Annotated in this window: 22 protein-coding genes; 15 read left to right on the forward strand and 7 right to left on the reverse strand. The window is 61.4% G+C overall.

Annotated features, from left to right (window positions below):
- The first annotated feature begins 24 nt into the window (after nt 1–24).
- Entirely contained in the window at nt 25–162 is a 138-nt protein-coding gene (locus EEB12_RS30520; protein ID WP_153211511.1) for a hypothetical protein, read from the forward strand.
- Between the two features lie 8 nt (nt 163–170).
- Here the strand turns inward: EEB12_RS30520 and EEB12_RS18840 are convergent, their stop codons facing one another.
- The 3 genes from EEB12_RS18840 to EEB12_RS18850 form a co-directional block, all read right to left on the reverse strand.
- On the reverse strand, nt 171–1,826 hold the full coding sequence (locus EEB12_RS18840; protein WP_141488305.1) for an FAD-binding dehydrogenase: 1,656 nt from the start codon (nt 1,824–1,826) through the stop codon (nt 171–173).
- Nucleotides 1,823–2,488, reverse strand: a complete 666-nt coding sequence (locus tag EEB12_RS18845; protein ID WP_029537099.1) for a TetR/AcrR family transcriptional regulator — start codon at nt 2,486–2,488, stop codon at nt 1,823–1,825. Before EEB12_RS18845 ends, EEB12_RS18840 begins: the two co-directional genes overlap by 4 nt.
- A 141-nt stretch (nt 2,489–2,629) precedes the next feature.
- Entirely contained in the window at nt 2,630–3,961 is a 1,332-nt protein-coding gene (locus EEB12_RS18850) for an MFS transporter (protein WP_080909938.1), read from the reverse strand.
- Between the two features lie 157 nt (nt 3,962–4,118).
- Between EEB12_RS18850 and EEB12_RS18855 the strand changes: the two genes are divergently transcribed.
- From EEB12_RS18855 to EEB12_RS18865, 3 genes are all read left to right on the forward strand, one after another.
- Nucleotides 4,119–5,282, forward strand: a complete 1,164-nt coding sequence (locus EEB12_RS18855) for an LLM class flavin-dependent oxidoreductase (RefSeq protein ID WP_003940457.1) — start codon at nt 4,119–4,121, stop codon at nt 5,280–5,282.
- A 150-nt stretch (nt 5,283–5,432) separates the two neighbouring features.
- Nucleotides 5,433–5,969 carry a hypothetical protein gene (locus tag EEB12_RS18860; protein WP_020970975.1) on the forward strand — a complete coding sequence of 179 codons (537 nt, stop codon included), beginning with the start codon at nt 5,433–5,435 and terminating at the stop codon, nt 5,967–5,969.
- 87 nt (nt 5,970–6,056) lie between these two features.
- The gene (locus EEB12_RS18865) at nt 6,057–6,689 is read left to right on the forward strand and encodes a hypothetical protein (protein ID WP_003940176.1); all 633 of its coding nucleotides are present in this window, start codon (nt 6,057–6,059) and stop codon (nt 6,687–6,689) included.
- Between the two features lie 10 nt (nt 6,690–6,699).
- Here the strand turns inward: EEB12_RS18865 and EEB12_RS18870 are convergent, their stop codons facing one another.
- On the reverse strand, nt 6,700–7,215 hold the full coding sequence (locus EEB12_RS18870) for a CGNR zinc finger domain-containing protein (protein WP_047889055.1): 516 nt from the start codon (nt 7,213–7,215) through the stop codon (nt 6,700–6,702).
- Nucleotides 7,216–7,240: 25 nt separating this feature from the next.
- On the opposite strand from EEB12_RS18870, the gene EEB12_RS18875 reads away from it, so the two are divergent.
- The 4 genes from EEB12_RS18875 to EEB12_RS18890 all read left to right on the forward strand — a co-directional run bounded on the left by EEB12_RS18875 (nt 7,241) and on the right by EEB12_RS18890 (nt 10,325).
- The gene (locus EEB12_RS18875) at nt 7,241–7,432 is read left to right on the forward strand and encodes a hypothetical protein (protein WP_021331840.1); all 192 of its coding nucleotides are present in this window, start codon (nt 7,241–7,243) and stop codon (nt 7,430–7,432) included.
- A gap of 103 nt (nt 7,433–7,535) precedes the next feature.
- A complete protein-coding gene (locus EEB12_RS18880; RefSeq protein ID WP_070795598.1) occupies nt 7,536–9,143 on the forward strand; it encodes an AMP-binding protein in 1,608 nt (535 codons plus the stop codon).
- A gap of 127 nt (nt 9,144–9,270) precedes the next feature.
- Nucleotides 9,271–9,555, forward strand: coding sequence for a hypothetical protein (locus EEB12_RS18885; RefSeq protein ID WP_003939785.1), 285 nt, complete (start codon nt 9,271–9,273; stop codon nt 9,553–9,555).
- A 38-nt stretch (nt 9,556–9,593) separates the two neighbouring features.
- Complete coding sequence (locus EEB12_RS18890) at nt 9,594–10,325, forward strand: hypothetical protein (RefSeq protein ID WP_020909320.1); 732 nt, start codon at nt 9,594–9,596, stop codon at nt 10,323–10,325.
- A gap of 14 nt (nt 10,326–10,339) precedes the next feature.
- Here the strand turns inward: EEB12_RS18890 and EEB12_RS18895 are convergent, their stop codons facing one another.
- Entirely contained in the window at nt 10,340–12,295 is a 1,956-nt protein-coding gene (locus EEB12_RS18895; protein ID WP_258537249.1) for an ABC1 kinase family protein, read from the reverse strand.
- 302 nt (nt 12,296–12,597) lie between these two features.
- Nucleotides 12,598–12,735: a hypothetical protein gene (locus EEB12_RS30525; protein ID WP_021345701.1), complete on the reverse strand. Its 138-nt coding sequence runs from the start codon at nt 12,733–12,735 to the stop codon at nt 12,598–12,600.
- 1,420 nt (nt 12,736–14,155) lie between these two features.
- Here EEB12_RS30525 and EEB12_RS18900 point away from each other — a divergent pair.
- Genes EEB12_RS18900 through EEB12_RS18915 form a run of 4 tightly spaced genes read left to right on the forward strand, consistent with a single transcriptional unit; the run spans nt 14,156 to nt 15,742 of the window.
- Nucleotides 14,156–14,455 (forward strand): DUF4259 domain-containing protein, encoded by a 300-nt coding sequence (locus tag EEB12_RS18900; RefSeq protein WP_223304584.1) that lies wholly within the window; start codon nt 14,156–14,158, stop codon nt 14,453–14,455.
- A complete protein-coding gene (locus tag EEB12_RS18905; RefSeq protein WP_258537248.1) occupies nt 14,340–14,846 on the forward strand; it encodes a TetR family transcriptional regulator C-terminal domain-containing protein in 507 nt (168 codons plus the stop codon). Before EEB12_RS18900 ends, EEB12_RS18905 begins: the two co-directional genes overlap by 116 nt.
- Before the next feature lie 9 nt (nt 14,847–14,855).
- On the forward strand, nt 14,856–15,305 hold the full coding sequence (locus EEB12_RS18910; protein WP_060937906.1) for a MaoC family dehydratase N-terminal domain-containing protein: 450 nt from the start codon (nt 14,856–14,858) through the stop codon (nt 15,303–15,305).
- Entirely contained in the window at nt 15,302–15,742 is a 441-nt protein-coding gene (locus EEB12_RS18915; RefSeq protein ID WP_141488307.1) for a MaoC/PaaZ C-terminal domain-containing protein, read from the forward strand. The genes EEB12_RS18910 and EEB12_RS18915 overlap by 4 nt, the downstream gene beginning before the upstream one ends.
- 76 nt (nt 15,743–15,818) lie before the next feature.
- Here the strand turns inward: EEB12_RS18915 and EEB12_RS18920 are convergent, their stop codons facing one another.
- Nucleotides 15,819–16,673 carry a hypothetical protein gene (locus EEB12_RS18920; RefSeq protein WP_141488308.1) on the reverse strand — a complete coding sequence of 285 codons (855 nt, stop codon included), beginning with the start codon at nt 16,671–16,673 and terminating at the stop codon, nt 15,819–15,821.
- 120 nt (nt 16,674–16,793) lie between these two features.
- On the opposite strand from EEB12_RS18920, the gene EEB12_RS18925 reads away from it, so the two are divergent.
- From EEB12_RS18925 to EEB12_RS18935, 3 genes are all read left to right on the forward strand, one after another.
- On the forward strand, nt 16,794–17,858 hold the full coding sequence (locus EEB12_RS18925) for an NAD(P)/FAD-dependent oxidoreductase (RefSeq protein WP_258537247.1): 1,065 nt from the start codon (nt 16,794–16,796) through the stop codon (nt 17,856–17,858).
- 118 nt (nt 17,859–17,976) lie between these two features.
- A complete protein-coding gene (locus tag EEB12_RS18930) occupies nt 17,977–19,164 on the forward strand; it encodes an ATP-binding protein (protein WP_021331853.1) in 1,188 nt (395 codons plus the stop codon).
- Nucleotides 19,161–19,880, forward strand: coding sequence for a M50 family metallopeptidase (locus EEB12_RS18935; protein WP_003940327.1), 720 nt, complete (start codon nt 19,161–19,163; stop codon nt 19,878–19,880). Before EEB12_RS18930 ends, EEB12_RS18935 begins: the two co-directional genes overlap by 4 nt.
- The last annotated feature ends 53 nt before the right edge of the window (nt 19,881–19,933 follow it).

The following is a 19,933-nucleotide window of genomic DNA, read 5'->3' on the forward strand; positions in this document are numbered from 1 at the left end:
ACAATCTCCTGAGGGAGGGTCGCAATGCCGACCGTCATCCGTACTGTTCACGATCTGGTCCGCCACGCGCGCGGGCCGACGCACCATCACCACCATCAATCCGTGCACGAGGCAAGGCGAATGCGCGCCCACCACATACTGGTCACGCATTCGCTCGCCTGATTTCGGGGCTACAGGTCGCGCGCCAGTGCTCGTCCGGCTGCGCGGCCGGAGAAGATGCAGCCACCGAGGAAGGTCCCTTCGAGCGCGCTGTAACCGTGGACTCCGCCGCCGCCGAAGCCCGCGACCTCACCGGCCGCGTACAGGCCGTCGAAGACACTGCCGTCGGCCTTGATGACCTGTGAATCCAGGTTGGTTTCCAAGCCGCCGAGGGTCTTGCGGGTGAGCAGGTGCAACCGGACCGCGATCAGTGGGCCGTTCTTGGGGTCCAGGATCTTGTGCGGTGCAACGACGCGCACGATCTTGTCTGCCAACAGATTACGAGCACCGTGGATGGCGGTGACCTGGAAGTCCTTGCTGTACTTGTTGTCGACTTCGCGGTCGCGGGCGATCATCTCGCGCTCGATGTCCTCGTAGTCGAGGAGCGGTTCGTCGGTGAGGGCGTTCATGCCGTCGACCAGATCACGAAGGTTGTTGCGCACCACGAAGTCTGCGCCCTTCTGCTTGAATGCCTCGACCGGTCCCGGCGCGCCCTTCTTGATTCGTTCGAGGAGGAGCTTGAAGTCGCGGTTGGTGAAGTCCGGGTTCTGTTCCGATCCCGAGAGTGCGAACTCCTTCTCGATGATCTTCTGGTCGAGGATGAACCACGTGTACTCGTGGCCGCTGTCGAGGATGTACTTGAAAGTTCCCATCGTGTCGAAGCCGGGGAAGTTGGGGACGGGCAGACGCTTGCCGGTGGCGTCGAACCACATCGAGGACGGTCCGGGGATGATTCGGATTCCGTGGTTGGGCCAGATGGGATTCCAGTTCTGGATGCCTTCGGTGTAGTGCCACATGCGGTCGCGGTTCACCATGTTTCCGCCCGCGGATTCGGTGATTTCGAGCATCCGTCCGTCGACGTGTGCAGGTACTCCCGTCAGCATGTGCTTCGGTGCCTTGCCGAGTCGCTCGGGCCAGTTCTTCTTCACCAGTTCGTAGTTGCCGCCGATTCCACCGGAGGTGACCACGACTGCCTGTGCGGCGAACTCGAATTCGCCGATGGGGGTGCGCGAACTCTTCACGCCGCGTAGATCACTGGAAGGTTCGAGGACGGTTCCGCGTACACCGGTGACCGCACCATCGGTGACGACGAGTTGATCGACTTGGTGGCGGTGCTTGAACGTGACCAGTCCGCGCTTCTGGGCGGCGATCACCTTGGTCAGGAAGACATCGACCACGCCGGGGCCGGTTCCCCAGGTGAGGTGGAATCGCGGTACCGAATTGCCGTGTCCAAGAGCCATTCCGCGGCCGCGTTCGGCCCAACCGACATTCGGCATCAGACGAAGCCCCAGGTCGTGCAGGTACTGACGCTTGTCGCCGGCCGCGAACTCGACGTACGCCTTGGCCCACTGGCGAGGCCAGTGATCTTCGCGCTCACGGTCGAATCCGGCAGTGCCCATCCAGTCCTGCATTGCCAACTCGAGAGAGTCCTTGATGCCGAGTCGGCGTTGCTCGGGGCTGTTCACGAGGAAGAGTCCGCCGAGCGACCAGAATGCCTGCGCGCCGAGGTTGGCTGCGTTCTCCTGTTCCACGACAAGGACTTTGCGGCCGGCGCGTGTCAGTTCGTAGGTGGCGACCAGTCCCGCCAGCCCTGCCCCGACAACGATGACGTCAGCTTGTTCGCTCACGACAGCTCCTCTTCCGATTGGTTGTTCTGGATTATTTCGCTGTAGGACAGCAGGATTCGAGTGAAGATATCGCGGCGCAGTGCGAAGGCGGCGTTGGTGTCGGTGTCGACGAGACACTGCACGCTGGTGCCGTCGTGCACTGCGACCAATGCCCGTCCCAACGCAGTCGGGTCGCCGACGATTGTTCGCCCGACGTCGCTGAGTGCGGACTCCACAATGGGCAACAGGGTGCGAAGGATCGCGTCTTCACGGTCGGCAAGGGCTTTGCGAAGTGCCGGGTTGCGGAGCGCGTGAGCGGTGAATTCCGCGTTGATCCGGTACCACTGCGGGTCGACCGGAACCACCGCCACGATCCGGGCGACAGCGGCATGGATGTCGACGGTGTTACCGGCGGTTATCGACTCCGTCGCCAACCGCAGATCGGCGAGCATAGCTGCAGATCGTTGCTCCCACATCGCGAAGAACAGTTCGTCGAGTGAATCGAAGTTGGAGTAGAACGCGCCTCGGGAGTAACCGCCGCGTTCGCAGATCTGCTCGACCGTGGCGTGCCCGAACCCCGATTCAGAGAAGGCGTCCGCAGCCGCGTCGAGCAGGCGCTGCCTGGTTTGACCACGGCGTTTGGTGACACGCTTGGCCGGCGAGTTGTCCGTTCCAGTCGTCATCGGCGCCTCCGTCGGGGTGGAACCCAAACGATACACCGATGTATCCGATGCGAAGACGTATCTCGATTAGATCTTCTTGGCAGGTGTTTCTATCTATATCTAGCAAATATGCAAGATAGGAAGATATTTGTATGACGACAGCTACAAGTGCAGATCACGCTTCCTGATCGCCGCAGTGGCGACGACGCTGATCGCCGAGGTGGCCACGAGATATCCACATGCCAGCCACGGTGAACCGCCACTGGCGCCGATCAGTGCCGTCAGAATCAGAGGTGTGACGCCGGAGGCGTAGATACCAGAGAACTGGTAGACGACCGACAACCCGGTGTACCGGATTTCTGTGGGGTAGAGGCTCGCATACAGCGTTCCCTGGGCGCCGTAGAACAAGGCATGAATCACTCCGAAGACCACGACCATCGCGACTCCGAAGAGCAGGAGATTCTCGGTACCGAACAGTGCGAAGGCGGGGAAGATCGCGAGGCCGTACGCGGCGATGCCCACGATGTAGACCCGTTGCGGGCCGAACCGATCGGTGAGTAAACCGGAAAACGGCAGCAAGATCGCCATCACTACTGCGGCCACGGTGACCACAAGAAGTACGGGAACCTTTTCGAAATGCAGAGTCTTGGTTGCATACGTGATTGCGAAGACGCCCCAGGTGTTGAACGCGGCGCCCTCGCCCCAGCGAGACAACATGCCCAGTACGGTGTTTCGCGCGGCTTTTCCTTGAAAGACTTCCCTGAGCGGGGCGGACGAGCGCTGTTCGAGGTCGCGAACGGCCTGAAAGGCGGGCGTCTCGTCCACCTTCAAGCGGACCACCAACCCCACGATCACGAGCACCAGGCTCAGGACGAAGGCGATGCGCCAGCCGAAACGGAGAAACTGGTCGTCGTCGAAGACTGTTTGAAGCAGCGCGAACATTCCTGTGCCCAATGCCAACCCGAGGGCCAATCCGATCTGCGGAATGCTGCCGAACAGTCCGCGCTTCTTCTCCGGACTGTGTTCGACTGCCAAGAGAACAGCTCCGGCCCACTCGCCACCGAGAGCAAATCCCTGCAGGATGCGAAGCAGCAGAAGCAGAATCGGCGCAACGACTCCGATCTGAGCGGCGGTCGGAAGAACGCCCATCAGCGCCGTCGCGATACCCATGATGAACATCGTGAGAGCAAGCGTCTTCTTGCGCCCGATGCGATCGCCGATGTGACCGAACACCACTCCACCGATGGGGCGAACGAGAAAGCCGACTGCGAAGGTCGCAAAAGAGAGCATGGTCCCGACGAACGAACTCTGGTTCGGGAAGAACAGTTGGTTGAAGACCAGACTCGCGGCCGTTGCGTAGAGGAAGAAGTCGTACCACTCGACCGTCGTGCCGAGCAGGCTCGCGGCGACGACGGTTCTCAATCTGGATCGCCGCTCGTCGTGGGTCTCGTTCGAGAACGGTGAATTGTGCTCGACTTCGGCAAACGTGGTCATCGGAGCCCCCGGGTCGCGGTGCAAATTCACGAAGGTATCGCCGGAGCCGAAAGTGGGCACCCCTAGCGATCAGGGTGATTTCAACCCTGTTCTTCGAGGTGGACTGTGGTTGTAATGACAGAAGAGTTCTGCCTGTTCGTCGACGAAAGGAATCACCGTGTCACTGCGCTTCCACTGGTTCTTGCCTACTTACGGTGATTCCCGGAATCTGATGGCGGGTGGGCACGGCAGCTCGATGTCCGGTGATCGTCCGGCGACGCTGAAATACCTCAATCAGATCGGCGCGGCCGCCGAGACGAACGGCTTCGAAGCCGTCCTCACGCCCACCGGCGCGTGGTGCGAAGACGCCTGGCTGACGACGGCGATGATGCTCGAGACCACCGAGACACTCAAGTTTCTGGTTGCTCTGCGACCGGGATTGCTCAGCCCCACGCTGGCCGCCCAGATGGCCGCAACCTTCCAATGGCAGTCGGGCGGTCGTCTGCTGCTCAACGTCGTGACCGGCGGGGAGGACCACGAGCAGCGCACGTTCGGTGACTTCCTCGACAAGAACCAACGGTACGCACGATGCGGCGAGTTCCTCGACGTGATCCGCCAGTTGTGGTCCGGTAACGGTCCGGTTGATTTCTCCGGCGAGTACGTCAACGTGGAAAAAGCTACGCTGCAGCGTATTCCGGATCCGGTACCGCCCATCTTCTTCGGCGGATCTTCGCCGGCGGCCGGCACCGTCGCATCGCGCTACGCGGATACCTACCTCACCTGGGGTGAGACGCCGTCCGCTGTTGCCGCCAAGATCGCCTGGATCCGCGACCTCGCGGAAGTCCAAGGTCGTCACCTCGACTACGGAATCCGTTTGCACGTCATCAGTCGGGACACCTCGGAACAGGCATGGGCAGAAGCGGATCGACTGCTCAGTGCGCTCGACCCGGCGACCGTCGAGCAGGCTCAGGCGAGTCTTGCGCGATCCGGCTCCGAAGGTCAGCGTCGGATGCTCGAATTGCACGGCGGTGGTTCGGCTTACAAGGAGGGCGTCGGAGCGCGGTCGCTGGAGATTGCGCCGAACCTGTGGACCGGCGTCGGATTGGTGCGAGGGGGAGCAGGTACTGCATTGGTCGGTTCGCACCAAGAAGTGGCTGATCGGATTGCCGAGTACGCGGCGATCGGACTGGATCACTTCGTATTGTCGGGCTATCCGCATCTCGAAGAGGCGTATCAGTTCGGTGAGGGTGTGCGTCCGATCCTCGAAAAGCGTGGATTGGTAGCACCGCACGGTTCGGTCGGCGGACCGGTGCGAACGCCCTTCGTCTCCAGTGGGAACTGAGTCGAAAAGCTAGCTCTTCGAGAAGGGGACGTTTGTCCCGATCTTTCGGGCATGCCCTCCCGGCGGTGCAATTGGGCCATTTCGGGCGCTAGATCCGATCTAGGCTGCGCACTGTTGCCGAACTCAAGGCGCAGTACGAAAGGATCCTCGATGAAGCTGGGCACGAGTGGAGTACGTCGCGTAGTGGGAACCGTGGCAGTCGCCGCTGCAACCGCGGCAGGCGTCGCGATGGTCAATCCTGCGACTGCGTCGGCCGAGGTGGTCCCCCCGGTCGTCTCGTACAAGGTGACCGGAAACGATCTGGCGCTGACGATCACGAACAACAACACGGGAATTGCCCCGTTGTGCCAGGCGTTTGTCGTCAATGCCGCGGATTCTGCTGCTGTGCTTGATGATCCGCTGAAACTGCTTGATCCGAACCTTGTGGTGTACCCCAAGATCACCGATCCGGCCTCGCTGTTCGACGTGGGCAAGGGGCAGACGGTCACCGATACCGTGACCGATGTTCCGGACGGAACCTACGCCGTGCTCGGTGCCTGCTCCGATCTTCTCGATCTCGAGACGTTGGGTAAGCCCGTTCCTGGCGTGCCGAGCCTCGTTGTCATCGGTGGACCGTTCAGCGGCATCAATACCGGAAGCCTGAGCGACCTGTTCGGTAGCGGCAGCCTCGAAGGGCTTTTCGGGTAGCTCGCTGCCTGTCTCCCCAATTTTCCGACTGAGCGGTCTATTCTTCATGCATCTGGTGATCTGACCGACTTGCCTGGAGGTTCGGAAATGCGAAGTCGTGGATTCAAACGCGCTCTCGGAAGCATTGTCGCGGCGTCCGCCGCCGTCGTGGGACTGGTTGTCATGACTCCGGCGACGGCGTCGGCAGCACCGGCGATTCTCCCGCCTCCGGTGTCGGTGAGCGCAGCGGACAATGCGATCACCTTCACCATCACCAACCCGAACCCGCGGTTCAGCTTCATCAACTGCACGGTGGCGATCCTCAATGCCAGGGATGTCCCCGACGTGATTCGCGATCCGGCAAAGCTGCTCCAGCCTGGCGTGTTGGTGTACCCGACCGTCAGTAACATCCTCGATCTGTTTGCCGTTTCGCCTGGGCAGACGATCACGCGGACCGTCGGTAATCTGCCGGCCGGGGTTTACGCCGTTGCGGGAGCATGCGTTCGACTGCTCGATCCGACCAACCCCACTATCGCGATTCCGCAGGCAGTTGTGGTCGGCGGCTGGTTCGAGGGCGCGGGAACCGGAAGTCTCTCAGGATCTTTGGAGGATCTGGGATACAACACGGTTCAGGACTTGATCGACGCGTGGAATCGGATCAGCTCGGGAAGCAGCGGCGGTAGCTTTCAGTTCGAGTACCAAGGTGGCTCGGATTTCGAGGTAGTGGGTCCCACGTCGTAGTAGGTGCAACTCACTTGCGTGCACGATGACGCCGCACCGCGTCGCGGTTCGCGCACGTGGGGGAGCAGTACCGCTGATTGCCGTTGCGGGAGGTGTCCGCGTAGATGTTGGTGCACTCGTCCAGGGTGCATCGACCTAATCGGTGCATGCCGCGGCCGACGAGGTGCAGCGCCGTGCCTACCGAGAAGAGTGCCTTGAGGACCTCGGCGAGCGACTGTTGGGGATCGCGGTAGTGCAGATGCCAGCCGTCGTTCGCGTGGTTGGTCATGCGCGGATACGCCGACGCTTGCTCGAGCATGACGTTCACAAGTTCGGCGCGGGCTGCCTCCTCCGTGATGTCGACGATTTTCGACCACTCGATCAGAAGGTCGAGGGTCTCGTCGAGGTCCTTCTCGGCGATGGGGAAATCGAGAATGATGCCTGCATCGACGCAGCGTTCGACGAGTTCGGCCAAGGTCTCGGGGTTTCGATTGGCGAGGTCGGCGGCCAGCGTCACCGCATATTCGCCGTAAGGGTTGAGATGCACAATGCCATTACATCATGCTCGTTGCATGAAGAAAACAGAGATCACGCCGATCGGTTGCATCCATCGCTGGGAGGTCGAATCCCGGCACCGAACCAGCGAGGGGACGGTCACCTACCTGCGCTGCCATTGCGGGTCGTGGCAGACCTTGCTCGCCGAGTGGATGTCGGGTGGGGCAGCCTCGGCCGTCGCCGCACCGATAAAGGTCAGGTCCAGGTAATGATCAGCTAATCGTTCCGTTTTACCTCCGGCGACATGGAACGTGTTCTAGATTCAGGGTTATCTGCCTCGATGTCGCGGCGCGGACTCTGAAAGGAAAGACAATGCAGTTCAATCTTGCTGACATATTCGAGACCGTTGCCGGCTCAGTCCCTGATCGCGTTGCATTGACTTACGAGGGAGAGAACTTCTCCTACTCTCAGTTGGACGCGGAGGCTAACCGAACGGCCAACCTGTTCGCGAAAGCCGGCATCTCGAGCGGCGATCATGTAGCCCTGTTCCTGAAGAACAGCGTCGAACATGTCACGTCGATCCTCGGGTTGATCAAGATCCGTGCGGTCCCGATCAACGTGAACTACCGGTACACACCCGCGGAGCTCGAGTACATCTTCACCAACTCCGACTCGGTCGCAGTGGTCGTGGAACTCCCCGAGCATCAGCGTGTCCTTGCTTCCCTCTTCGGTGCATGCCCGAAGGTGAAGACGGTGATCGTGATCGGCGAGATCGACGCCGAACTGGTCGCCGCAGCAAAAGCGCATGAAGTTTCTGTGGTTTCGTTCGACGACGCTCGTGAACAGTCGCCGGTGGGGGAGTTCGACGCTCGTTCTGGCGACGACGTGTACCTCCTCTACACCGGCGGGACCACCGGATACCCGAAGGGTGTCATGTGGCGTCATGACGACTTCTTCCGTAAGCCGCTCTCCGGCGGCAATCCGTACGGTGAGGGAGCGCGACAGGACCTCGCCGAGATTGCCAGTGCTGCAAAGGAATTTCCGGAACTTTCGTTCCTCATTGCAGCCCCGCTGATGCATGGCGCCGCGTTGTACTCGCTGTTCACCTTCCTCACCCTTGGTGCGCGAGTTGTTTTACGACGCGAGTTCGACGCGGAGAAGGTCGTCGAAGCGATCGAGAAGGATTCGGTACAGGTGATCTTGATCGTCGGCGACGGCATGGGACTGCCGTTGGTCGACGAGATGGAACGACGCAAAGACGAGGTCGATTTCAGCACCCTGTTCTCGATCACCTCGGGTGGCGCGATCTGGTCCACGAGTGTTCGGGATCGTATGCTGGCGGTGAAGCCGGACCTGCTGCTGCGGGACAACTTCGGAGCCTCCGAGTCCGGTAACGACGGCGCCTTCTCCATCGACGAGGCGGGCAATCTGCGAATGCCGCCCTCGCCGAACATGATTCTGGTCGACGAGCGCCTCGAAGAGATTCCAGCGGGCTCCGACGACGTGGGCTACATCGCGCGCATCGGAAACGTCCCGCTCGGGTACTACAAGGACGAAGAGAAGACCGCCCGCACGTTCCCGACCCGCGCCGACGGCACCCGCCTTTCGGTGCTCGGCGACATGGGCAAGGTGGAAGCAGACGGCACCATTGTCTTCCTCGGCCGTGGCTCGCAGTGCATCAACACCGGTGGCGAGAAGGTCTTCGCCGAGGAGGTCGAGGCTGCCCTTCACGCACATCCGGCGATCTCCGACGCGCTCGTTGTTCCCGCACCCGATGCGCGCATGGGGCAGCAGGTCGCAGCGGTGATCGCGACCTACCCCGGATCCGACGAGCTGACTCTCGAAGCGGTACAGGAACATTGCCGCAAGACGTTGGCCGGCTACAAGGTGCCGCGCACGATCGTGCTTGTCGATGAAGTCAAGCGAACCCCGGCCGGTAAGGCGGACTACCGCTGGGCGACGACACTGGCATCGACCTAGCAACGTGGAATGGGCGACGACGATCTTTCACACGGATTTCACCACGACATAAGAGACATACCGGAAAGATGGTGCAGAGTAAGTCGTTCGCGCCTTGCGTCGTCACTCCACGAAAGGGCCTTGTCTCATGCTCATCATCGGAATACTCCTGTTCGGGATCGTCATCGGAGCGGGAGCCCAGCTGATTCTGGGGAAAACGACCGCACGAGTGGACTGGACCTTCGCGTTCATCGCGGGAATCGGTGGTTCGCTGGTCGGCGGATTGCTCGTGAGTTTGATTGCAGGCGACGGATTATCGTTGCGCCCGAGCGGCATCCTCGGGTCCCTTGCCGGCGCTGTCATCATCACCGCGGGGTGGCAGTGGTACCGCGGGAGGAACGCAACTACAACTACGCGTCCGTCTGATCGCTGATTTCCACAGTTCCGTCAGGGGACGGAGAGCGTCGACATATGAACGAACTACTCGATGAAGTCCTCACCGCACATGGCGGAGTCGAACATTGGCAGTCCGTTTCAGCGATCACGGCACGGGGACGTTTGGGCGGTCTGCTGCCTCAGCGCTTCCCAGGCAACAAGTTGGCGAAGTTCACGGTCGAGGTTGAAGTCGCCGAGCAACGCACTGTCCTCCAAGACTTTCCGCGTGTCGGCGAGTGCGCTGTGTTCGACAAGGGGGTCGTGCGGATCGAAACTCGTGACGGCGAAGAACTCGGGAGTCGAACCGACCCACGTTCAGCGTTTTTCGGGTTGAGTGGAGTCCGGCGCAACCTCCACTGGGACGCACTCGACACCGCTTACTTCGCCGGCTACGCCTTTTGGAACTATCTGACGGCACCGCTGCTGCTCGCCCGCGACGACATCACTGTCACCGAAGCCGAACCTTGGCAGGAATCCGGGCAGCAATGGCGACGACTTCAGGCAACATTCGCGCCGGCGATCGATACCCATTGCCGGCAGCAGACCTTCTATGTCGACAACGGTGGCCTCATCCGCCGTCACGACTTCGTCGCCGAACCGGTAGGCAGCTGGGCGAAAGCTGCTCTCTACTGCGACCAGCATCGCGAGTTCGACGGTCTCACCTTTCCCACTCGGCGACGGGTGCTCCCGAGGGGCCCAGGCGGCCGCGTTCTCTCGCGGCCGACGCTCCTGGCGCTCGACTTCGACGACATCGAGATCAAGCGATGAAAATCGGTTCTCGGTTACCTGTTGTCGAGTGTGAACAAACGGAACACGGTCCGCATGCACAGAACGACGCCGACGAAGCCCAGTACCGCACTCACGAGTGCATAGGCCGACAGCTGAGGTGTGAGTTGTGGTCCGCCAGGTACGAACAGCAGGATCGCCGCGACAATCAGCGCGGTCACTCCCGCCGCCATACCCAGGGCGTTGTTCGCCGACCGTCGTAGCCATCGCCTGTCGTCGGGGTGTGCGACCGAGCGAGTGCGAAGTGTGAAGCTTCCCGATGCGATCGAGGTCGCGATCTGGTCGAGCTGACCAGGAAGGCGCCTGACCACCGCGGTTGTGACCGCCGTCGTCGACAGGATTGCCTGCGCGGCTGCAGTCGGGCTGGCGACCTGGGTCAACAGTCGGGGTACTTCGGCCCGAACAGCAGCGACGAGGTCGATCTGCGGATCCAGGAGCCGGAGGGCGCGCTCCAAAGACGCGAGCGAACGGAAAGCGGCGGCGACGTCTCCCGGCACTCCGATTCGGTGTTCTCGAAGCACGGTGAACATTCTCGCGAACGATGCCATGGAAACATTGGGTTGGACACTGAGCAGGGTGATCTCTCGGCCCACCTGGTGACGTAGTGCTCCGCGATCCACTTCGGGCGGTACGTCGAATGCCATCAGCATGGCGTCGACTGTCGCCACCGGATCACCTGCGAGGGCAGCGTTGAGGAGCACTGCGAACAAGATCCGTGTCTCGCCGTCCAGAACCCCTACTGCGCCGAAGTCGAGGAGCCCGACCCGGCCGTCATCGAGGATCATGATGTTGCCGGGGTGCAGGTCCGCGTGAAACACCCCGTGGACAAAGATCCCGTCGAGCAACGACGCAAGAAGTTCGTTGGCGACGCTGCTGCGGGTGTCGCGGTCGAGGCCGGTGAGCGCCGACTCACCGTCGGAGAGCGGTGTGCCGTGAAGCCGTTCCATCACAAGCACCCGTCCGCTACTGAGGTTGGGGTAGATGTGCGGAACGACGATATCCGGGCGGTTCGACATGGTGGAAGAAATCGCGCCGGTATTCGCTGCTTCGGTGCGGTAGTCGAGTTCCTCGAGTAGTGACGTGACGAGGCCCCCGGCGAGTCGATGAACTCCGATATCGCGTGCCCAGGGAAAACGGGTCTCCGCGAGCGCGGAAACGCGAAGGAAGATATCGCAATCCACGCTCACTTGTGCGCTCGCCTCGGGACGTTGAACCTTCACCACAACGTCGACGCCTTCAACGGTGCGCGCGGAATGTACCTGTGCGACAGAGGCGGCGGCGAACGGCTCCACATCGAACGACGCGAACACCGACTCTGGTGCGTCGCCGAGTTCCGATGCCAGTAGCTCCGCAATACGGTCGGGATCAGCCGGGCGTGCCGAACTTTGCAGAGAAGAAAGGGTGCGAGCCAACTCGGGTGGTATGAGGTCGTCTCGCGTGCCGAGGATCTGTCCCAACTTGACGAAAGTGACACCGCACCGGTTGATTACTTCCACCAGTGCGTCCCCGAACTGAGGCGCTGATGGCCCAGCACGGAGAGCTGGCCCGCCTCCCGCTCGCACGACGATGCCCATGATCTGGACGTATCGCTTGGTTCGTCGCCAGGATTTGCGGCTGCGCTGCAATGCTTCTGGCGGGCCGGGTATGGACCCCGTTGGAAGGACAACTTCGAGGAAGACCAGTACTGCCAGGCACGCCGCGAATACCCAGAGTGCGACAACTCCGAAGAACGTGAGCGCTACTCCCACGCTCACCAGAAGTTGATCGTCCTGGCTGGCAATTCCTGCGAATGTCGCGGCGTAGCCAGACAGGGGGACACCCACCGAGAGCGCTATCACCGCGACCGCGAGGGTTCGCGGCCATCCGACTCTCGTCCCCAGCGTTCGTCGCATCACGCCTGCCAGTGCTGCTGCAAGAAATGGCGTCGTGACGATCCAGACCATCAAGTCCATTGCGATAGCGTACGGGTTCGCAATCTGCGATACATCCAGGAAAACCCCGAGCCCACCCCGACTGACGGTTAACGAGCCCGACAGTGCCCAAGCGTCGAACATGCTTGGGCACTTCGGTGTTCATTCGCTCCGATGGCGACTCGTCCTGATCGACCGTCCAAAACTGCGTTCACTGACCATCCGCGAGGCCGAACTACGCATCATGCTCGTCAGCGATGTCCCGGCCCCCTTCGCGCGGAGCTGTACAGCCGAAGAACAGGCTGCGATGGACGCCGAGCAGAAGTGGAACCGAGTGGACTCCTTTAAAGAATGGGGCCGCCGGTGAACAGGTTGACGAGACTCACCGCGAAGAACTGGACGATCGCTATGGCGGTGGCAAACGGGTCGCCCGCATACGTAGCTTGGTTGACCCATTCGTTGAATGCGTTGATCGAACCCATTGTGATTCCTCCTGAGTAGTGATGGCGTGATTGATTGAAACTGGTGGTATGACACTCGACACGAGGGACGTCAGTACGGACCCGGCGCAGTTGGGCATATGAGGCCACGAAAGGTCAGTGACGAGCGCCGACGGTACGCTGCGGTTGGTTGCCCTCTGCGTTTCGAATGTAGTTCCTCGACTTAGGAATACCGTGAAGGACGGGCGGATTCGGTTACGAGTATCCCGCGACAGACGACATCGTCAATATTACGATGTCGGCAACAAACGCGACGACGGCACCAATCGGATTCTGGACAATCCACGAATTTACTTCAGTGATGTTCTCGGTCCTTCCTTAGTGTAAGACGCGTGATCGAATACTCGACCAGCTATTGCAGTACCCGGCCCCGTTCGGCGAATTAAACCGTTACCGAGGATGATTGGCGCAAATAGATAGATCGCACACCGGGGGCGTTGAATCAACTCGCCCAATCGTTGCACCTCTGTGCTCCGGGTTCGATTCGTTACCAATATCTTTCGGAGAAGGGGTGATCAGTCCCATCAGCGATCGGTACCCCGTGTGCGAAGCCCTTTTCCGTAAACACTTGCCCAGCAACGTCGTAACGTCAGCGGTGGCACTTGGCAAAGCCGACCGTCTTCTCGAGATCGTGGCGAGTTTTGCTGGGCAGATGTGACACTACCTTGCGGTTTCGCCGGATCAGTCTTCCTTTCGGAGATCGATGGCTGTTCTTCGTGTGGTTGTTACACAATCGACGGAATCGCTGTTGGTGGTGGCGATGCGCAGCTATTTCCCTACGAATCTTCAGGAATTGCTTGCGACACTCGTGGATACGGATCCTCGATCTCCACCGAGCGCAATTCCATGTGCCGACAACATCGCAGTGCTTCCGGCAGGATCGATGCGCCCAGAACCAATCGCCGTCACGCACAAAGGGCCAGACTGTTCTGGGAAAGACTCAAGCGCTCCTTCAGTTCCCGGCGATCTGTTGCGCCAGTTCGAGTTCACACCTGATCTAACTGGTCGACGCATAGTGGTGTACCGGTAGCCGAAAGAGTCCCGCCGGTCGGTTAGTGTTGACGGTGAAATACGACGCGGAGGTGACTGTGAGAATCTGGAACTGGTTGATGCTCAAAATTTCAGCAATCGGTGGGTCGCCGAAGTTTCGGAAGATAGTCGACAGTCCGATTTGGGCGGGCGCCAATGACCGCAAGCTCTGACTGAGCGGGCGGCAGATTCTCCAATTTGCAATTGCCGACCTGAAACTGCGAGCACGCTCACGGCCTGCTGCGACGGGAACGCGACTGTCGACCTGAATTTATCCGCAATCGATATGGGAGGGCTTGTGGGAGTCTGGGGTCCGGGAAACTTTGACAGTGACACCGTCGCGGATGGGTTGGGGGCCCTGACCGGTCGAATCGTGGACGACATCACTGCCGAGTTCGAAGACGATTCGAGTCTGGAGCCGGATGAATGGGGCGGGGAGATGGTGCCGGCGTGGCTCGAGATCCTCACCGATATTGCCCAGACGAAACGAGTCGGTGTGACCTTTCCATCGACGCAAGTGCTGATCGACTGGCGCGATCGATATCTGCGCGTGTGGGATGGCTACATTGACGAACTCGAACCGGACGAGGATCACAAGGTCGCTCGACGTGCAGTGCTCGTCCATACCTTTGAACAGGCGGTCGCCCTCGCCGCCGAGCGGGAACAGGCATAAACCTCGCGCGGCCGCAGCGTTCCTTGTCGGCATGCTCCCACTCGATCGGCAACGTCGGGAGGAAGCGATTGTTCTCGGTGCCTTCCACGCTGCCGCACTGACCGGACAAGGAATCGCCGCCGAGGAAACCCTCACTGCCCCAAGAGAGTTGACAGCGCTCATTTCCGGCCAGCTTCAACGAGTGACCAATCGGGACGCGGTTGCGCCGTCAATGGATCCCGACCTCGACGCCGAGCTCATTCTGGCGGCTGTCGCCGGGCTCGCCCAGGGGATGCTTCCCGGCTACGCCACAGCAGAATTGGCGGCCCAGTTGGTTGAGCGTCTCCTCGATCGCATTCTCGGGCCGACGAGACCTCAGGCCACGAATGAACCCGAAGTCGGCCGCCGTTAGTATTCCGGGATGTCTCCTGTGAACCCAGCGCTCGCCGGCCGGGTGTTTCCCTCGTCTTCGTACCTTGTCGGGCGCGAGAAGATTCGCGAGTTCGCTCTGGCGGTGCGTTCGAGCAATCCCTTGCACCATGATGTCGATTTCGCCAGGGAGGCCGGGTTCGTCGATGTCATCGCGCCGACAACATTCACAACCGTTGTCCAGCAGCGAGCGATCATGGCACTGCTGCGCACGCCGGATACTGGGCTCGATCCGACTCGTGTGGTCCATACTTCCGAGAAGATCGAGCATCAGCGTCCGATAGTCGCCGGCGATGACCTGTCTACGACACTGACGATTACAGGGGTGACAGTGCGAGCAGGCAGTGCGATCCTGTCGACAGTTTCCGAGATCCACGACGTGACCGACGCTTTGGTCGCAACGGTCACCTCGACCCTGCTGGCGCGAGGAGAAGGCGCATGACCGTACCCGCCGTGCCGGTTTTCGAAAACCTCGTCCTTGGTGACATCGTCGCGAAGGTTGATCTGGTCCTCACTCGTGATGACCTAGTTCGCTACGCCGGTGCCTCCGGCGACATGAACCCGATCCATTTCAACGACGCAATCGCTACTGCGGCTGGGCTACCGGGAGTTCTGGCGCACGGAATGCTCACTGCCGGAATTGCTTTGCAGGCCATCGCCGACTGGGTTGGTGACCCGAGCGGTGTGATCTCGTATGAAACTCGCTTTACTCGGCCCGTCGTAGTCGATGCCGTCGATGGTGCTGATCTCTCCATCGCTGCGAAGATCGCGCGGATCGACTCCACAACGCGGACTGTGCGTATCGATGTCACCGTCATGCACAAGGGCCAGACGGTTCTGGGAAAGACCCAAGCGCACCTTCAGTTCCCGGGCGCCTGACAGGATCGCGGGCTGCTACTGGTCACATCGGGACCTACGCATCCGGGCGGGAGATCAACTGCATTGTGGCGCAGCACTACCGGAAAGACACCAACAGCTCGTCCGACGCTTGCATCGGTGCGTATCCGTCGGCGATGACGCGCCGACAGCCGTCGAGTTCGACGGTGAGTAATCGTTCCTCGTTCGTAGGACGGTCCACGTAGATCGTCGACGCCACCTCGGTGGCCACCGCGTCACAGTCGGGAGCGGGTGAAAGTCCGTCGAAGGTTTCCGTCGTAGACGATGTGCCTACGAATTCGGTGGCGGAGAATCGGCAGAAAACGCTGCCCGCCGACAGCGACGTCAGCGCCGTGGTACCTGTTGTGGCTGGTCGGTAGGCCGGCCGACAATGCGACAGTTCGTAGATCTGGTCGTCGGACAACGCTATTCGGTGTTCGGTACTGCCGACCGGTGTCAGTTCCTTGATGGCGGCCAGGCCACCGGGTTTCGGCAGTCCACACGAATCGGAGGGATACCCCGGCCGAGTTGCTCGGCCTCGATCGTCGACCAACCAGAATTGGTCCAGGACAGCCAGGCTGTAGTTGTCACCGCAGCCTTCGGGGAACCAAGTCTTGTGCGCGGACGAGCGGTTCAGCATTTCCACCGCCCGACTGAAATCGCCCTCCCAACGATGAGCAGAGAAGCTGACGGTTCGGTCGGCTGCCACGTTGTCGCTGACAAACGGGTCGCACGTGACTGCGGCGACGGGTACGAAATCGTCTGGAACCGTCGCCGTTGATGTCGTCTGGAGCGGGCCGATCGGATACGGGGTCGCGCACCCCAGCGTCTCGGCGTCGACTATTACGGCAACTGGTCGATCGGGGATGGTCACATGCCAAAGGCCGGCAACAGCGAGGATGACGATCACGACTGCGAACCAACGCCAGAGCATGAGCACACCGTATCGTTCCCGATGTACGCCGAGCGGGAACAGGCCTAGTCCTCCGTTAACCGCCGAAGTCCTCGCATCCAAATTGAGTGGATCCAGGTCGCGGCTCGCAGATATGGTCCAATGGTGACGCATCCGAATGGCCGAAACGACAGTCCGATCCTGGTGATTGGTGCCGGTGTCGTCGGCGCGTCGATCGCGTATCACCTGGCGCGCATTGGTCTCCGAGTCACGGTGCTGGACCACGGCTCGGTGGCAGGAGGGGTGACCGGCAACTCCTTTGCCTGGGTCGGCCTCTCGAAGAGTGCCGCAGAAACTTACTCAGATCCGTTCCGGCAAGGCGCTGCAGTCGAATTCGACCGCCTGGAGCGCGAACTCGTCGAGCCAATCGGTTTGCGCCGCAGAGGCGCGATCACCTGGGAAGAGACGGAAGCGGAGACTCGAGCGTTCGTAGATGCTCATCGAGCACTCGGCCATCCCGTCGACCTCATCGGTAAAGAGGAAATCCTTGCTCGTGAGCCGGGATTGCGGACGGCCCCCTCGGTCGCAGCGTACGCGCCTGATGACGGTGGCGTTGACCCGGTTGCGTTCGCTCGATCGCTCCTGCGAGGTGCCGAAGAGTGCGGTGCCACAGTGTATTCCGATGTCAGTGCGCGCCGGGTGCTCACGGAGGGCATGAGAGTGTACGGAGTAATGACTGCCGACGGTCCCGTCTACGGATCGGCCACCGTGCTCGCTGCGGGTACCGCGATCCCTGGACTCGCGGCGTCGGCGGGAGTCGACGTCGAGGTCGACGCCTCCCCGTGTTGCCTCATCAGATTCTCGACGCCCCACCCATTGGTGAACGGAATACTGTCCTCTCCGGATTTCGAGATCCGGCAATTGGACGACACGACACTGATTGCGGCTGAAGATGTTCCGGCCGGGTTCTCCGGAGATGCTCGTGAGCTTGCGGGGCCGACGCTGCACGCGATCCGCAGTCAGCTCGTGGACGGTGACCAAGTGGAACTGATCGAGGCGGTAGTCGCTGACCGTCCCATCCCGCGTGGTGGCCGCCCGCTGCTGGGCTTCGCCGAAGGCGTGTCGGGGCTCTATCTGGCCGCGACGCATCCGGCGATCATTCTGGCCGGAGCAATTGGAGCCCACGTGGCCGGGGACTTCGCCCGAGCGTCGAGCCTGGACGGTTAGACGACGATGCCGGAGCCCGGTTCGACAAGGTCGAGCCGATATTGCGGTTCCTAGTTCTCTCTAGGACACGCGCTAGAGAGCGGGATATTCGTCTACTCGGCTTGTACCGTCGATGGGCATGGACCCCGTGCGCAATCCGTATGCCCCCGGTGCCGGTCAACGCCCGCCGGAACTCGCCGGGCGCGACAAGCAGATCGACGCCTTCGACGTCGTTCTCGAGCGAATTGCGCGTGGCCGCCCGGAACGAAGTGTTGTCCTCACCGGCTTGCGTGGCGTCGGCAAGACCGTCCTGCTCAATCAGTTGCGTTCGGCCGCGATCTCCCGAAGTTGGGGGACCGGCAAGATCGAGGCGCGCCCCGATCAGGATTTACGACGCCCACTCTCGTCGGCGCTGCACATGGCAGTCCGAGAGATCGCGGTCTCCCATCGCGATCCCGAGCGGGTCGAGCAGTTCCTCGGAGTCCTCAAATCGTTTGCCCTACGCGCCACTGCGGACAAGGGAATGCGCGAGCGCTGGCAGCCAGGCATCGATGCACCCGCGATCAAGGGTCGGGCAGACAGCGGCGACATCGAGATCGACCTCGTCGAGTTGCTGCTCGACGCGTCGTCGCTGGCCAGGGATGTCGGCGTCGGGATCGCCATCTTCATCGACGAGATGCAGGACCTCGGTGCCGCGGATGTCTCGGCGATCTGCGGGGCCTGCCACGAGTTGAGTCAGGACGCGGCACCGTTGATCGTCGTCGGGGCGGGGCTTCCGCATCTGCCTGCTGTGCTGTCGGCGTCGAAAAGCTACTCGGAGCGCCTGTTCAGCTACCACCGGATCGATCGGCTCGAGCGGGAAGCTGCAGATCAGGCACTGATTGCGCCTGCTGAGCGTGAGGACGTCGAGTTCACCGAATCTGCGCTCGACGCTCTGTACGAAGCGGCTGACGGGTACCCGTACTTCGTTCAGGCCTACGGAAAGGCCACGTGGGATGTGGCGGCGTCGAGTCCGATCACGTCGGAAGACGTGCGCGTCGGCGCGCCGACGGCTGAGGAAGAACTCGCTGTCGGCTTCTTCGGATCACGGTACGAGCGAGCAACGCCCGCGGAGCGTGAGTACATGCGCGCCATGGCCGATCTCGCCGGTGACGACGGACCCGTCGCAACCGCGAAGATCGCCGTCGAGTTGGGGCGCAAGCCGGCTTCCCTTTCGCCGGCACGCGATGGACTGATCAAGAAGGGACTGATCTATTCGGCAGAACGTGGGTCCATCGGATTCACGGTCCCTCACTTCGGCCGATACCTGCGCGGACAAGCGGAGTGAACGCGCTCGAAACCGCGTGGGATCGGGTGGCGGCGCTCAGTCCCAACCCACCGGCGTGGGTAGTTCAACTGGCCGCGTTGATCGCCGTGATCATTGTTCTCGAACCACACCTGTGGCGGATCGCCCGTAACGTCGTCACCATCGCACACGAGGGCGCTCATCTGATTGTCGCCGTCCTGGTCGGTCGACGGTTGAAAGGTCTTCGCCTGCATTCGGATACGTCGGGTGTCGCTATTTCGTCGGGCAAACCGACCGGCTTCGGCGTCATTCTGATGACGTTCGCGGGGTACGTCGGACCGTCGATTCTCGGACTCGGCGCGGCCGGGTTGTTGGGCGCGCAGCGTGCGGTCTCGGTGTTGTGGATCGGCGTATTCGTGATCGCGGTGATGATGGTTCTGATCCGAAACCTCTACGGAGTCTTCTCACTTGCCGTGGTGGGAGCCGTGTTGTTCGGACTCGTCTGGTGGGGGACCCAGGAGCAGCAGGTGGCTGCTGCCTACTTCTTGACGCTCTTCCTGCTTTTCGCCGGACCACGCCCAGTCGTGGAGCTTCAACGGCAGCGAATGCGACGAGGCGGGGCACCGGACTCGGACGCCGACCAATTGGCCAGGCTCTCACCGATACCCGCGATCGTCTGGGTCGGTTTGTTTCTGCTCGTGAACGTCGCGGTGCTCGTGCTCGGCGGATGGTGGATCCTGCGCCCGGTGGGTGGCTGACCGCATTGATCAGTTGTCCTGACGGGACAACTGATCAACGATTATTGATGCTC

The sequence above is a fragment of the Rhodococcus sp. WS1 genome, from assembly GCF_003797745.1.
GTDB classification, from domain to species: domain Bacteria; phylum Actinomycetota; class Actinomycetes; order Mycobacteriales; family Mycobacteriaceae; genus Rhodococcus_F; species Rhodococcus_F erythropolis.

Bases quoted from the DNA above. Each gene is read 5' to 3' on its own strand.
- EEB12_RS30520 (WP_153211511.1), top strand. From the start codon at position 25: ATGCCGACCGTCATCCGTACTGTTCACGATCTGGTCCGCCACGCGCGC.
- EEB12_RS18845 (WP_029537099.1), bottom strand. From the start codon at position 2,488: ATGACGACTGGAACGGACAACTCGCCGGCCAAGCGTGTCACCAAACGC.
- EEB12_RS18850 (WP_080909938.1), bottom strand. From the start codon at position 3,961: ATGACCACGTTTGCCGAAGTCGAGCACAATTCACCGTTCTCGAACGAG.
- EEB12_RS18860 (WP_020970975.1), top strand. From the start codon at position 5,433: ATGAAGCTGGGCACGAGTGGAGTACGTCGCGTAGTGGGAACCGTGGCA.
- EEB12_RS18865 (WP_003940176.1), top strand. From the start codon at position 6,057: ATGCGAAGTCGTGGATTCAAACGCGCTCTCGGAAGCATTGTCGCGGCG.
- EEB12_RS18875 (WP_021331840.1), top strand. From the start codon at position 7,241: ATGAAGAAAACAGAGATCACGCCGATCGGTTGCATCCATCGCTGGGAG.
- EEB12_RS18880 (WP_070795598.1), top strand. From the start codon at position 7,536: ATGCAGTTCAATCTTGCTGACATATTCGAGACCGTTGCCGGCTCAGTC.
- EEB12_RS18885 (WP_003939785.1), top strand. From the start codon at position 9,271: ATGCTCATCATCGGAATACTCCTGTTCGGGATCGTCATCGGAGCGGGA.
- EEB12_RS18890 (WP_020909320.1), top strand. From the start codon at position 9,594: ATGAACGAACTACTCGATGAAGTCCTCACCGCACATGGCGGAGTCGAA.
- EEB12_RS18895 (WP_258537249.1), bottom strand. From the start codon at position 12,295: ATGGACTTGATGGTCTGGATCGTCACGACGCCATTTCTTGCAGCAGCA.
- EEB12_RS30525 (WP_021345701.1), bottom strand. From the start codon at position 12,735: ATGGGTTCGATCAACGCATTCAACGAATGGGTCAACCAAGCTACGTAT.
- EEB12_RS18905 (WP_258537248.1), top strand. From the start codon at position 14,340: ATGGCTACATTGACGAACTCGAACCGGACGAGGATCACAAGGTCGCTC.
- EEB12_RS18910 (WP_060937906.1), top strand. From the start codon at position 14,856: ATGTCTCCTGTGAACCCAGCGCTCGCCGGCCGGGTGTTTCCCTCGTCT.
- EEB12_RS18915 (WP_141488307.1), top strand. From the start codon at position 15,302: ATGACCGTACCCGCCGTGCCGGTTTTCGAAAACCTCGTCCTTGGTGAC.
- EEB12_RS18920 (WP_141488308.1), bottom strand. From the start codon at position 16,673: ATGCTCTGGCGTTGGTTCGCAGTCGTGATCGTCATCCTCGCTGTTGCC.
- EEB12_RS18925 (WP_258537247.1), top strand. From the start codon at position 16,794: ATGGTGACGCATCCGAATGGCCGAAACGACAGTCCGATCCTGGTGATT.
- EEB12_RS18930 (WP_021331853.1), top strand. From the start codon at position 17,977: ATGGACCCCGTGCGCAATCCGTATGCCCCCGGTGCCGGTCAACGCCCG.